This is a genomic window from Peribacillus sp. FSL K6-1552 (genome assembly GCF_038005205.1).
Taxonomy (GTDB): Bacteria; Bacillota; Bacilli; order Bacillales; family DSM-1321; genus Peribacillus; species Peribacillus butanolivorans.
The window spans coordinates 287,031-301,005 of record NZ_JBBOST010000001.1; the positions used below are offsets into that span (position 1 = coordinate 287,031).

Here is a 13,975-nt window from a genome sequence, read left to right on the forward strand (position 1 = left end):
CGACGCACAGGATGTGCTAGCGCAGGAGTTGCCACAGGACGTGGCGAATTTAGCCTGCGATCTCACTAAGGTAATCATTGGAAAACCACCAATGATAGAAGTTTCACTTTATCCGTTTTAGTGTAAAATGATACAATGAACAAGGTTAATAGAATATTGGAGGGTAATAACTCATGAAAACTAAACTTGGTTTGCTTTATGGTGGGAAATCTGCGGAGCATGATGTTTCTATGCAGACGGCTTTAGCGGTCATTAAAGCTCTCGATTTAGCAAAGTTTGATATATATCCGATTTACATAACAAAAGATGGTTCTTGGATAAATGGACCGAAGTTAACAGGACCTGCTGAGAGTGTGGAGGCTCTAACTTTTACAACTGAAAGATCGATCTCTCCTCTTGCTATACAAGCTCATTCAACGGATGAAAATAGTGGGTCTACGGGATATGATGTCATTTTCCCACTCCTTCACGGACCGAATGGGGAAGATGGAACCGTACAAGGGATGCTTGAGCTATTGAATCTTCCTTATGTAGGGAATGGAGTTCTAGCTTCATCTGCTGGAATGGATAAGGTAATCATGAAAAATATTTTTGCTCAGGCTGGTCTTCCGCAAGTGAAGTACACTTGGTTTATCCGCTCTGAGTGGGAGAAAAATACTGAAAGCTCCATTAATAAGGTGGCAGAAGAGTTAGGGTACCCATGCTTCGTTAAACCGGCTAATTTAGGTTCAAGTGTCGGTATCAGCAAATGTAATGATGCAGACGAATTAGAAAAAGCAGTTGCAGAAGCATTTCAATTTGACCGAAAGATAATCATCGAAGAAGGAGTCATTGCTCGTGAAGTTGAGTTTGGTATTCTTGGTAATGATGACCCTTCTTGTTCAGTAGCAGGAGAAATTATTCCTAAGAAAGACTTTGCCTTCTATGATTATTCAGCAAAATATGTTGACGGTAATTCAGCGATGGTCATTCCAGCGGAGATAAAGGAAAGTGAATATGCAGCTTTATCTGAAATGGCTATAACGGCCTTTAAGTCATTAGACTGTTCTGGACTGGTTCGAGCTGATTTCTTTTTAACAAAAGAAGGAAAAATCTATATTAATGAAGTTAATACAATGCCAGGATTTACTCCATTCAGTATGTTCCCGTTATTGTGGAAGCACACAGGCATTGACTATCCAGCGTTAATTGAAACACTTGTGAAGCTTGCCTTGGAGCGTCATGAAGAAAAACAGAAAATCAAATATACAGTCTAAACATCAGAGAATTTATTAGTAATTATAATAATCCATCAAAGGTGATTTATGTAATGGATTCAATTCAGCAGGAGTCGGGGTATCATACCGGTTTCTGCTTAGTTTGTTTAATGGAAAAAGAGAGAGCAGTTAACGGTTCGATGAATGTAGGAGGAACGAAATGATAAAGAGAACGTTAAAACAAGTATATGAAATGGTAGGTGGATTGAATGATATTATTCCATTTCAGTCCAAAGGAATTCATGGAGTAACTATTGATTCAAGAACAGTTAAGGAAGGATGTTTGTTCATTCCGTTAAAGGGTGAGCAGGTTGATGGCCATCAATATGTCAAGCAGGCATTAGCGCAAGGAGCGGCGGCTTCTTTTTGGCAACGAGATATTCCGAATCCTCCCAAAGATTTACCGATTATCATTGTCGAAGATACCGAAATAGCACTCCAGCAATTAGCGCGCTCTTATCGTCAGCAATTGAATATTAAAGTCATTGGGATAACGGGAAGCAATGGTAAAACAACTACAAAAGATATGACGGCTGCCCTGCTAGCTACCACCTATAAAGTTCATAAAACCAATGGTAACTTCAATAATCATCTTGGTCTGCCGCTGACGGTGCTTTCTATGGATGAGGATACGGAAGTGGCTGTTTTGGAAATGGGGATGAGTAGCCGTGGTGAAATCGAGTTTTTATCCAAAATGGCAAGACCTGATGTAGCCGTTATTACCAACATCGGTGAATCACACTTATTGGATTTAGGTTCACGTGAAGAGATTGCCAATGCAAAGCTAGAAATTGTTGAAGGATTGGCAGAAGACGGAACACTGATTTACCATGGTGATGAACCTTTGCTGCGTAACCGGATTAAAACTGAATTTCCTGAATTAAGGGTAGTATCTTTTGGGCGTACTGAACAAAATGATTTATTTCCAAAAACGATTACGCAAGGGACAGACAACACCTCGTTTACAATCACAAATGATAAACAGGAAATTAACTATGAGATTCCAGTTCTAGGGCATCATAATGTTCTTAATGCATTGGCAGCTATACTGGCTGCGAAGGAATTGCAAGTAGATGTTTCATCGATTCAAAAAGGTCTGTCAACTATCCGGTTAACTAATATGAGAATGGAAATGGTTGAGGGTGCGAAGGGACAGAAAATCATCAATGATGCGTATAATGCCAGTCCAACTTCTGTTAAAGCTGCGGTCGAGTTGATTGAAGGCTTATCTGGTTTTGAAAATAAAATCCTAGTACTGGGAGATATGTTGGAGCTAGGGGGACAGGAAAAAGACTTTCACTTGAAAATCGGTGAACTAATTTCTGGTGATCGTATTGATAGAATCTTTACGTATGGTCCGCTAGCCAACTTCATTGCCAAAGGAGCGAGCAAAACCTTTTCAGCTGAGAAGGTTCGATCTTTTCAAGATAAGCAGCAGCTAATTGAAGAGCTTAAGAAGTCTACCCAGGCCAATGATATAATTCTTGTTAAAGCATCGAGAGGTATGAAGTTAGAGGAAGTTGTTCAAGCTTTACAAAAGTAAAATCTAGAGTAAAAAAAGCCGATTTTTTTTTGAAATCGGCTTTTTTCTATCACATTCAAAAAAGCGTACCAGCAATAATACAGATGTCATCATTTATTTCCGAATGCTTCATCCTTGAAACCAGTAACTTCTGCAGAAGGTCATGCGTATCAAGATGGACGTTATCAATAAACTCCCTCTCAATATTTTCAAACCGGTTAACGGCAGGGCGATTGAATGACTCAGAAAGTCCATCTGTATAGGTGATGAAACGGCTCCCAGCATCATATTGAAATACCACTTTTTTAATAGGCATATCAGGAATAAGGCCTATAGGTATCGACCCTTCACTTAAATTGTGGATTTCATTGGTGCATGGGGAATACATAAAGGCTGGAGGGTGTCCACAGTTCACATATTCGATGAGTCGTGTCCTTGTATTCACGTAACCAATGAAGGCTGTAAAGTAAGAGTTATTCACACTTACCTTCTGCATATCTTGAAATAGCTGCCCCATATGTTTATTCAGTTCCTTTGTAATGAAAATAGGGTCTTTTACACGTTTAATAAGGTCTGGCATTAAAGTGCGGATGGACATGCTTATAAGTGCGGTGTGAATGCCTTTTCCGCAAACATCGATGATTATGAATCCGTACTTTCCGTCGTCAACCTCCATCCAGTAAAATAAATCACCGGACAGCTCACTCGAAGGTTGGAAAAGCCCATGGATCTCTATATCTTTCTTCTGGATCGACAGTGGTAAACCTAATTGTTGAAAGTTCCTTGCGATATGCAGACTCTTTTTTGATTTCTTGTTAATTTTTTCAAGTTCCTGTTCATTCATTTTTGCTGAGTACAACTGCATGCTGATGTTTTGGAGGGACTTGAATTTTATCTTAATTTCCACTGAATTGGCTGGAACTGCTATGATTTCATAAAGGGTCTTTTTCGGTAACACCTGAGGATCTTCCATTCTTTTGGATCGTTTGTAAATAAATAAAATAGGAATCTCAAGGGATTCTGCTAAGGCAAACATGGAAGTTTGCTGCCAACAATCTTTTGAAATGTGTAAAGGTAATATAAATAATGATTGCAATAAGTCCGTTGAGGCATGGAATAGATGCCTTTGATTAAGCGGATCTTCTAAAAAAATGACTTTTTTACTAAATGTCTTTAACATAAGACTAAAGTCCTTGCACAAAGGAATATCTAATGTGTATATGTTCATGTAACCCCCCTAGTATCTTTTTAATAGGTCAATCATACTGCATTTCGACAAGTTTAATATCTATTTTAAGTGAAAATTAATTATTTTTTTCGAATTATCCGACTTCCGCTTATTTATAAACAGGTTAAACTATAAAGAATTACGGGTATAAAGTCTTGTTGCGAGAAAAGGAAGAATGGAATAATGGTGAGTGGTTTTCTAATTAAATGGGTATTTTATATTCAAGGAAGAATTTACTGAAAAAAGAGAAAGAATTCAGCAATTCTCTGAATGTATTTTGACTCGTGCGCCTTTATATTTTGCCCTTTTACTTATGTTAAGCAGTATTGAAAAAGAATGTTGGAACTATATTGATCCAAAACATTATATGGAGATATAACGTTTATTTTGAGAATTAAACATACTGTGAGGTGTTATAGGCAAGATTCCAAGTTCCAAAAAAATATAAAATACCATTAATTTGATTTATCTAGTGTAAGTTTGGTCAATTGTAAAGGAAGCAGTTTTCTAGCCTAAATGTAGATACGTCTAAGTTCCCCTAATTTGAGGAGAGTTTTAGACAAATATAATGGACAAGTGTGACAGGATTTTTTTGAAACCAAACATTAAACAGTTTCAATGTTGTATGAATACAATATATTAGTTAATAAACGTATCTTGGCCGCACATTTTTCTATGGGGATTTTCATTTTAGCTTTTCTTGAATACTCGAAACTTTTGAGTAACCATGGATGCAGCGATATCCTTTATTGCAATAACAGTTTGAAAATGGTAATATAAAGTATGAGTTTAAATGTCTTATCATTGATGATTAATTAAATTAAATCAGGTTGAGGCAACAAAATTGTTTGTTCTTACATGTTTCATGAGGTTCATTTTTGAGATTATTTTAGATTAAATAGGCCGCGCGTCTGGTCATATATAAAAGCTGCATTTCTTGGCGGCTTTAGTAGCTAATAGGGAATCAAGCCGCGTTTAGCGCTTTTCCACTTCTGCAAATCCTCAACGCACCGGGCCTGTTTTGTATAAGAATCTTGGCGCTCGTCAAGTTTTATTCATACAGTCTTTTAAGTCTGTGGGATAATAGGTGCAGCAGCCCTCACCTGAATAAAACGGTGAAACAGCCGTTTATGCTACTTTTAATTTTCCATATTGAATTTAATTTTGGTTACATGTACTTTTAAAAAGATGGGCGTATGTTAAAAATAAGTCTACACGTGCGCGATGCTAAGAATGCCAGTGAAATGTTCGTGCTGGTATATTTCCTTTTTAAAAAATCATATTGAGTTCATTTGAACTAAAAGGCAGACATACTTTTAGGTGATAATGATAAACTTTTTCATAAGAGATAAAGTAGAACATCCGTCATGATGATGAGGATTTGAACTAAACATCTGTGCATGATCTATGAATGCACGTGTAAATTTACGATATAAAAAGGAGTACGAAAACATTGACATTGTTTAGCGAATTAGGATTAGATAGAACGTCTATGAAATCAATAGAAAAAATGGGATTTGAAGAAGCAAGCCCGATTCAAGCCCAAACGATTCCACTAGCACTTGAAGGTAAAGACATTATTGGTCAAGCGCAAACAGGAACAGGTAAAACAGCAGCATTCGGTATTCCATTGATGGAAAATATCGATATTGCCAATGAAAATGTGCAAGGAATTGTTATTGCACCTACACGTGAGCTTGCGATTCAAGTTTCTGAAGAACTTTTCAAACTTGGTTATGGAAAACGCGCTCGTGTATTAGCGGTTTACGGTGGACAAGATATCGACCGTCAAATCCGTGCTTTAAAGAAAAAACCACATATTATCGTTGGTACACCAGGTCGTCTTTTGGACCATATCAAACGTAAAAATATTAAATTAGGCGGAGTTCACACTGTAGTTCTTGATGAAGCAGATGAAATGCTTAACATGGGATTCATTGAGGATATCGAATTAATCCTTTCAACGGTTCCGGACGAAAGACAAACATTGCTCTTCTCAGCTACTATGCCTGACCCAATCCGTAAAATTGCTGAAAGATTCATGCAAGAACCAGTTCTTGTGCGTGTAAAAGCAAAAGAAATGACTGTAGATCGTATCGAACAGTATTACTTGGAGCTAAAAGAAAGTGAAAAATTCGATACACTAGCACGTCTTTTTGATATTCAAACACCGGATCTTGCTATTGTCTTCGGACGTACAAAACGCCGTGTAGATGAATTGGCTTCTGCATTGAATATCCGTGGCTATATGGCTGAAGGTATTCATGGTGATCTTAGCCAAGCGAAACGTCTGTCAGTATTGAAAAAATTTAAAGAAGGTAGTATTGATGTACTTGTAGCGACAGATGTGGCTGCACGTGGACTTGATATTTCCGGCGTAACTCATGTATACAACTTTGATATCCCTCAAGATCCAGAAAGCTACGTTCACCGTATTGGACGTACAGGACGTGCGGGCAAACATGGTATTGCGATTACGTTTGTAACACCAAGAGAAAGAGGCCAACTGCATGCGGTTGAACATACAACGAAAAAACGTATGGAGAAACTTAAAACTCCTACATTAACTGAAGCGTTGGAAGGCCAACAAAAAGCAGTAACAGAAAAAATTCTTTCAGCAATTGAGAATGATGATTTATCATTATACCTTGGTCAAGCTGAAGAGTTATTACAAAAACACGGCGCAGCAGATTTAGTTGCAGCTATGCTTAAATCAATGACAAAAGAACCGGATCAAACGCCAATCAAGTTAACGGAAGAGTCTCCATCCCCAATGCGTCGTAACCGCGGTGGAAGCAGTTCTTCTAATAACAGACAACGTAATGGACGTAGTTCTTCTGGCAGAAAAGATTACGGTAGCGGGGCAAGTAAACGTCCTAGCACAAACCGCAAATCAAATGGTTACGGTAATCGTAGCACGAGCCAAAAAAGAGAAAAATCGAATAAAATTTAATTGAATTCAAAATGCCGCTCATTAGAGCGGCATTTTTTTTGTCCAATCCCCCTAATTCCTTAGGATTCCTAAGTTGAATTCAGTATTGAATAGGTTGGTTATTAACATTGTTTGGAAAGTGTTTAAATCCCATCATCCAAATATAGTATAATGGATGAAAGCGAAGGATGGATGACGTAGATTCATTCAAATATAGCCTGTGCAGAAGAGGAGAACCTTATGGAGCCTCAAAATCGTATTTCGAATAAGGCGTTGACTGTTTGGAAAATCAGTGGACTTTTAGGCTGTTCAATAACATGGATTTTGAGCATCGCTATTTTAGTGTTGACCATCATTTTTGATTGGACTTATTGGGTTTTTGGGGCAATGATTATTATCTCAATAATCCAATCCTACCTGACCATTTTTCTGATTCCTTCGGTAAAATGGAAGAGATGGCGTTACGAAGTGAGAAATACAGAGATTGACATCCAAAGTGGTATTTTTGTCATTAAAAGAACGCTCATACCGATGATTAGGGTTCAGCATGTTGAAACGAAGCAAGGACCTTTATTAAGAAAATATGAATTAGCGTCTGTTGAAATTTCTACGGCAGCGACAATGCATGTCATACCTGCTCTGGATCTTACAGAGGCAGATGAATTACGGCACTATATTTCTAAAATGGCCAGTGTGGAGGAAGAAGATGTCTGAACCTAAACGGCTTCACCCCATAGCTGTATTGCTCAACATTATTAAATCGATAAAAGAGTTAGTTTTTCCTTTTCTACTAGTGGTCGTTCTTCCAGGGAAGAATGATGGAATACCAGGTTGGATTCAACCTCTGGTCATTGGCATTATAGTACTTTTACTAATTGTTAACGCATTTATACAATGGTTACGATTTACATATCGCATCGAGGACGGCGAATTTAGAATTGAGTCCGGAGTAATCGTAAGGAAGAAACGGTATATTAAGTTCGATCGGATACATAGTATAGATATTTCAGAGGGCATTATCCAGCGGATATTCCGTCTGGTGAAGGTGAATATTGAAACTGCAGGCGGTACTCAGGCGGATGCTGTTTTATCAGCCATAAGGAAAAGTGAAGCCGTACAACTTAACGCTTTAATAATAGAGGAAAAGAAAACAAATAACTCTTTTGAAGGGGATTTTTCTGAAGCGGGAATAAAAGGGAATGGAGAAGTAGAAAAAGCCACTTCCGTTTTTAAGCAGACATTGCCACAGCTATTCATTATGGCAGCTACTTCGGGAGCAATCGGTGTATTCTTATCTGGCGGAATCGCTTTTATTTCACAGTTTGATGAGATGATCCCTTTTGAGCGAATATTTAAGGATTATGAAGAGTTTATTGGAATGGGCACTATTATTCTTACTGTGCTAGCTATATTGGGTTTATTGGTCGTTTATGTGCTAGCTACCTTAAGTATGGTTATTAGGTATGCTTTTTTTACCGTGGTAAAAACGGATGAGGAAATTGTTATTTCTAGGGGGCTGCTTGAGAAAAGGAGGCTGACTATCCCCATTCATAAAGTACAAGGTATTCGAATCATGGAAAACCTGGTTCGAAAGCCATTGGGATTGGCGACAGTTTACCTGGAGTATGCAGGTGGCAGTGTGGAAGATAAAGAAAGTTTATCCATCATGCTGTTCCCTTTGATCAAAAGGAAACATTTACATGGCAAAATCCAAGAAATTTTACCGGTTTATCAAACAGCCATGGAAATGACACCTCTACCTAAGCGTGCTTATTCCCGATACGTATTTCGTAAAGGTATCTACATCATCCCAATTATCGGTGCCATGGTATGGTTTTTCAGACCATGGGGGTTTCTCTCACTGTTGCTTATTCCGTTTGCATTGGTTTGGGCTTATCTCCAATATAGAGATGCTGGGTGGAGTATTGAGGGGAATTTATTGCTTTTATGCAGTCGTTTTCTTTCTAAAGAGACTTTGATTATGCAGAGAAACAGGATTCAATCAATCACATATAAAAAGAGTTGGTTTCAAAAACGTAAAGAACTAGCAACTATTTCAGCTTCGATTAAATCAGGAGTCGGCTCTCAAGTCGGTATGGTAGTGGATGTAGAAGAAAAAGATTGTCAAATAATTAAATCTTGGTTTTTACCAAAAAAAGCAGTCGACTCCCAATGATAAAATAGGAAGAGTCGGCTGTTTGTCCTACCATTTTTTTCTCCAATATAAAGGAGCTGTTAAAACGCCAGTTACTAGACCTGCTAAGTGTCCGACAACGTTTATTTGCGGTTGAATAAATGTCATAATAATTGCAATGCCAGTTAGGGTATAAATCGTATTTTTTTCGTTGTTCGAAAAATTACTTTTATTAAACATCACAAGGTAGAGGAAGAAACCGAGTAAGCCAAAAATTGCACCGCTTGAGCCAATGTGGCTATAAGTTAGTGGCTTAACTAAGAAGGTTGCAATGTTCGCAAGGATACCGGTCGCTAAAAAAAAGATCGTGAATTTAAAGGAGCCGAGAAATTTCTCAAGTGATGGACCAAAGATGGCAAGTGAGAATCCATTAAAAAGTAAATGTGAAAAGGTGCTATGTAGAAAAATTGGTGTAATCAAGCGCCACCATTGTCCATCAGCAATGTATAAATTCACACCTGTACCATAATAAAAAAGTACATTGCCGGGAAATATGGGGAAAAGGATGAGAACAAAAACAATCATCATAATAAGAATGAGCGCAGTCACGGCCCGGTAGGAAGTAGCGTATTCACGAAAACTTTCTGTTCTTGTAAACATAAATTCCTCCTTATCATAAAGATTTTAATTACATATAATATTATCATTTTTTGGTAAAAGGGTCCTCCTAATACCTATGCAAGATATTAATTAATAGAAGAGGTGTCAAAGTGATTAAAGGAATAGGCGTGGACATTACCGAGTTGGACAGAATGGAAACATTGATCAAGCGGCAACCCCGTTTTAAGAACCGCATATTAACTGACAGAGAAATTTTGATATTCGAAAAATTAAATGGAAGAAGAAGGATTGAGTATTTTGCTGGTCGTTTTGCTGCAAAGGAGGCTTTTTCAAAAGCGTACGGTACTGGAATTGGTAAACACTTGTCTTTTCTGGATATAGAAGTCATCACGGATGAAAAAGGTAAACCGTTGATTTCAAAGCCTTTTTCGGAGGGAGTTCACCTCTCAATCAGCCATAGCCGTGACTATGCAGTAGCTCAAGTTGTAATTGAAAGGATGAACTGAGTTTGTCTTATCGGGTCATAATCCTTAAGGTTGTCTCATATACATTTAGTGCTATAGGGAGACAAGGCCCGGTAAAAGGTACATGGCAGAGTAGGTGCTCTCGAAAAGATTTTAGCGGGATCAAAAGGGTCCATGCTAAAATGCTGAGGAATGTAAGACATCAGTCGAGCCAATGTCCGGATCCTGCCTTTTCCTCTCCCTTTTACGTTCAAATGACAAAAAGGGGTTGAAAAGATGAAGAAGATGTTAATGCTTTTTGCAGGGATCATGCTCTTGCTTGCTCTTTCTGCTTGCGGCCAAAAATCACAAGGTGATGTAGTGAGTGAACTGAATGACAAGCTTGGAGAAATGAAGGGATATAAAGCCAATGCGAAAATGACACTGAAGATGGGGACGGAGCCTCAAGTGTATAATGTAGAAATCTGGCATAAAGATCCTTCTTTTTATCGCGTAAACCTAAAAAATGAAGAGAAGGATCAAAGTCAGATGATCTTGAAAAATGATGATGGTGTGTATGTATTGACACCTGCTTTGAATAAAAGCTTTAAATTTCAAAGCGAGTGGCCGGAGAACAGCAGCCAAGCCTATTTGTTTGAGTCGTTAGTGAAAGACATTACGGAAGATAAGAGTGCGACTTATAAAGAAACAGACAAACACTATGTTTTTGAGACAAAAACACGCTATCAAAACAATAAAATGCTACCTTTTCAAGAGATTACTATAAATAAAAAAGACCTATCTCCAGTGAGTGTTAAAGTCATGGACCCTGATAAGACTGCGTTAGTCCTTGTGGAATTTTCAAAAGTGAAATTCAATACGAATTTTGATAAAGATGCATTTGATATGAAAAAGAACATGACAAGTGCACAACTTGAAGCCCCTGTCATGGCAGAAGTCCAAGATGAAGGGTTTGCGGTTAAATATCCTGAAGCTATTAATGGGATGAATTTAACAGAAGAAAAAGAAATTGCAACCGAAAAGGGAGAACGTATCATTTTGACATATGAGGGCACAAAAAGTTTTACATTGGTTCAGGAAAAAGCTGAGGTAGTACAGACGTCAGTTTCAACTAATGTGAATGGAGAACCGGTTGATTTAGGATATACAGTTGGAGCTATGACGGGAAATACGATTGCATGGACTTTTGAAGGTGTAGATTACATGCTTGCATCAAAGGACTTAACCCAGGAAGAGATGATAGAAGTAGCCCGTTCAGTTGGGGGAGACCCTGTTAAATAGCAGTACATAACGAGCTGATGTTTCCCGTCGCCTTTTAAGGGTTCTCCTATGAAGGATAGGTGGGAAAGCGGCTTGTTATACTGTTAAATTATTTTCGGTTGGAGCGGTTTATTATTTATGGAAAATTAGCGTCATGGTAAAAAAGCACTTTAACTTTCTATCCGTTGGTTATAGAATGGTCTATAATAAAAGGCAAACTTCGATACTGAGAAGAAATCTTATTGCGAGTGTAAGAAAGAAGGAACTTGGTTTGGAAACGAAAATATTTCACCGAGATACATGGGCAGAAGTAAATTTAGATAACATTTATGAAAATATCACTTCTATGAAAAAAAGGCTGCCATCCGGCATTAGTCTTTTCGCTGTTGTAAAAGCAAATGCGTATGGACACGGAGATTTTGAAGTGGCTCAAACTGCGCTTGAAGCAGGGGCTGACTTTTTAAGTGTTGCATTTGTAGATGAGGCTCTGGCTTTACGGAAAAAGGGGATTTCAGCGCCGATTCTAGTACTTGGGGCCTCAAGGCCTGAAAGTGCAGGACTTGCTGCTGAACAGGGTATTTCGTTGACAGTTTTTGATGTAGCCTGGTTGGAAAGAGCAAGGGATAATCTTAAACCAGGTCAAATTCTACAAGTTCATGTGAAAGTGGATAGTGGTATGGGGAGAATTGGGATTCGTGATAAAGACCAGCTCACGAAGGTGGAGAGCTTACTTAATCAAGAAGCGTGTTTCAACTTTCAAGGGATATTCACTCATTTTGCTACAGCAGATGAACTAGAGACCGACTATTATGAAAAACAACTTGAGGTATTTAAAGGAATGCTTTCAACCTTAATTAGACGACCTGGATATATTCATGCCGCTAATAGCGCAGCATCTTTAAGGTTTACTGATCCTGAATGGAATGCAGTAAGAATGGGGATTTCCATGTATGGTCTAAGTCCCTCAATGGAAATGCTTCCGATATTACCGTTCCCGTTAAAACAAGCCATATCGTTGAAAACGAAGATGGTCGCAGTAAAGCAACTAGTTAAGGGTGAAAGTGTTAGCTACGGAGCGACTTATACTGCTCAGGGAAATGAATGGATTGCCACATTGCCAATAGGGTATGCCGATGGCTGGATACGAAAGCTTCAAGGACAGGAAGTTATTGTAGAGGGGCGAAGAGTGCCAATAGTCGGAAGGATTTGCATGGATCAATGCATGATTAAACTACCCGAGTCTTTCCCTGTAGGAACAGAGGTTACGCTTATTGGAGATAATGGAAATGAAGCGGTTTCTGTTGATGAGATAGCAGCGAAGCTAGAAACAATTAATTATGAAGTAACTTGTATGATAGGTGCGAGGGTCCCCCGCATATATATAAAAGACAATCTTTTAGATCATGTACGCAACTTTATCTTAGAATAATTGGATTGTAAAAAAATCCTAAGATTGTGAATAAGATTTCCTTCATTATGCTGATAATAGGATTGAGAATAGAATATACTCTTTGCAGATAGGCATTTTAATGGTAATATTGAAAAGGATATATAATAAAGGTGTGTAGTGATGGTGGAGGTGTATGTTTGTGTCTGAATCCAGCGCAACAAGAGAGATATTAATTCGATTACCTCAAAATTTTTTAACTGAGTTAGATGGGTATGCGAGTGAAGAAAATGTTAATCGCAGTGAATTTATTTATCGTGCCACAAAAATGTATCTTCGCGAACGTAAAAAGAAAGAGTTTCGTGAATCGATGAAACGCGGTTATATTGAAATGGCGGCCATTAATTTAACGATTGCTTCTGAAGCCTTTCAGGCTGAATTCGAGGCTGGGCATTGCGTTGAACGATTAGTTAGCGGAGGCTGAGCCATTGATTGTTGTTAAGCGTGGTGACGTATACTTCGCAGACCTTTCCCCGGTAGTCGGTTCAGAGCAGGGTGGAACACGTCCGGTACTCATTCTACAAAACGATATTGGTAATCGCTTTAGTCCGACTGTGATTGTGGCAGCCATTACAGCTCAAATTCAAAAAGCGAAATTGCCTACACATGTTGAGATTAATGCGAAAAAGTACGGATTCGAACGAGATTCCGTTATTTTATTAGAACAGATCCGGACAATTGATAAGCAGCGTTTAACTGATAAAATTACGCATCTTGACGAACCTATGATGCAAAAAGTCAATGAAGCTTTGCAAATTAGCTTAGGGCTCATTGAGTTTTAGAGAAAAGTTTTCCCGTTATTACGGGCGTTATTATAATACAAATTATTCTTTCTATATTTTAGATGACACGATTCCTGCATTAGTGGGAATCGTGTTTTTTTGCATTTGTGGATTCAGTGTATTATTCTCCTGTGATCTTTTTATATCTAATAGGATTTGAAGAAGAAGAATTAATGCAGTTAAGGTAGTCCCTCTTATTTTATTGTTTAATGATGGATGGAACTTTCAGTAGGAAAAATAAAGATTTTAACGAAATAATAGAATGTTTATACAATTTATTAAATAGTATCCTCCTAATTTTTCTTTGAATAATGTTTTCAAATTCCATT

At 38.0% G+C, this 13,975-nt stretch carries 12 protein-coding genes; 10 read left to right on the forward strand and 2 right to left on the reverse strand.

The features are described from left to right. Positions 1-173: 173 nt before the first annotated feature. Both NST21_RS01440 and NST21_RS01445 read left to right on the forward strand, forming a co-directional pair. Positions 174-1,256: a D-alanine--D-alanine ligase gene (locus tag NST21_RS01440; protein WP_340887384.1), complete on the forward strand. Its 1,083-nt coding sequence runs from the start codon at positions 174-176 to the stop codon at positions 1,254-1,256. 160 nt (positions 1,257-1,416) lie between these two features. Beyond that, positions 1,417-2,799: a UDP-N-acetylmuramoyl-tripeptide--D-alanyl-D-alanine ligase gene (locus NST21_RS01445; RefSeq protein WP_340887385.1), complete on the forward strand. Its 1,383-nt coding sequence runs from the start codon at positions 1,417-1,419 to the stop codon at positions 2,797-2,799. A gap of 55 nt (positions 2,800-2,854) precedes the next feature. Here NST21_RS01445 and NST21_RS01450 read toward each other — a convergent pair whose 3' ends face one another. Then, positions 2,855-4,006, reverse strand: a complete 1,152-nt coding sequence (locus NST21_RS01450; RefSeq protein WP_340887386.1) for a PP2C family protein-serine/threonine phosphatase — start codon at positions 4,004-4,006, stop codon at positions 2,855-2,857. Between the two features lie 1,453 nt (positions 4,007-5,459). On the opposite strand from NST21_RS01450, the gene NST21_RS01455 reads away from it, so the two are divergent. From NST21_RS01455 to NST21_RS01465, 3 genes are all read left to right on the forward strand, one after another. After that, entirely contained in the window at positions 5,460-6,959 is a 1,500-nt protein-coding gene (locus NST21_RS01455) for a DEAD/DEAH box helicase (RefSeq protein ID WP_340887387.1), read from the forward strand. Positions 6,960-7,178: 219 nt separating this feature from the next. After that, positions 7,179-7,652 carry a PH domain-containing protein gene (locus NST21_RS01460; protein ID WP_098176647.1) on the forward strand — a complete coding sequence of 158 codons (474 nt, stop codon included), beginning with the start codon at positions 7,179-7,181 and terminating at the stop codon, positions 7,650-7,652. After that, complete coding sequence (locus NST21_RS01465) at positions 7,645-9,114, forward strand: PH domain-containing protein (RefSeq protein WP_340887388.1); 1,470 nt, start codon at positions 7,645-7,647, stop codon at positions 9,112-9,114. The genes NST21_RS01460 and NST21_RS01465 overlap by 8 nt, the downstream gene beginning before the upstream one ends. Before the next feature lie 27 nt (positions 9,115-9,141). On the opposite strand, the gene NST21_RS01470 is transcribed toward NST21_RS01465, so the two are convergent. Next, positions 9,142-9,732, reverse strand: a complete 591-nt coding sequence (locus tag NST21_RS01470; protein WP_340887389.1) for a rhomboid family intramembrane serine protease — start codon at positions 9,730-9,732, stop codon at positions 9,142-9,144. A 110-nt stretch (positions 9,733-9,842) separates the two neighbouring features. Between NST21_RS01470 and acpS the strand changes: the two genes are divergently transcribed. From acpS to NST21_RS01495, 5 genes are all read left to right on the forward strand, one after another. Next, a complete protein-coding gene (gene acpS, locus NST21_RS01475) occupies positions 9,843-10,199 on the forward strand; it encodes a holo-ACP synthase (protein ID WP_056526356.1) in 357 nt (118 codons plus the stop codon). A gap of 234 nt (positions 10,200-10,433) precedes the next feature. Continuing rightward, positions 10,434-11,438 (forward strand): LolA family protein, encoded by a 1,005-nt coding sequence (locus NST21_RS01480; RefSeq protein WP_056526359.1) that lies wholly within the window; start codon positions 10,434-10,436, stop codon positions 11,436-11,438. 250 nt (positions 11,439-11,688) lie between these two features. Beyond that, a complete protein-coding gene (gene alr / locus NST21_RS01485; protein WP_340887390.1) occupies positions 11,689-12,846 on the forward strand; it encodes an alanine racemase in 1,158 nt (385 codons plus the stop codon). A gap of 160 nt (positions 12,847-13,006) precedes the next feature. Further along, positions 13,007-13,288 (forward strand): CopG family ribbon-helix-helix protein, encoded by a 282-nt coding sequence (locus NST21_RS01490; RefSeq protein WP_034306380.1) that lies wholly within the window; start codon positions 13,007-13,009, stop codon positions 13,286-13,288. 7 nt (positions 13,289-13,295) lie between these two features. Beyond that, the gene (locus NST21_RS01495; RefSeq protein ID WP_034306610.1) at positions 13,296-13,646 is read left to right on the forward strand and encodes a type II toxin-antitoxin system PemK/MazF family toxin; all 351 of its coding nucleotides are present in this window, start codon (positions 13,296-13,298) and stop codon (positions 13,644-13,646) included. The last annotated feature ends 329 nt before the right edge of the window (positions 13,647-13,975 follow it).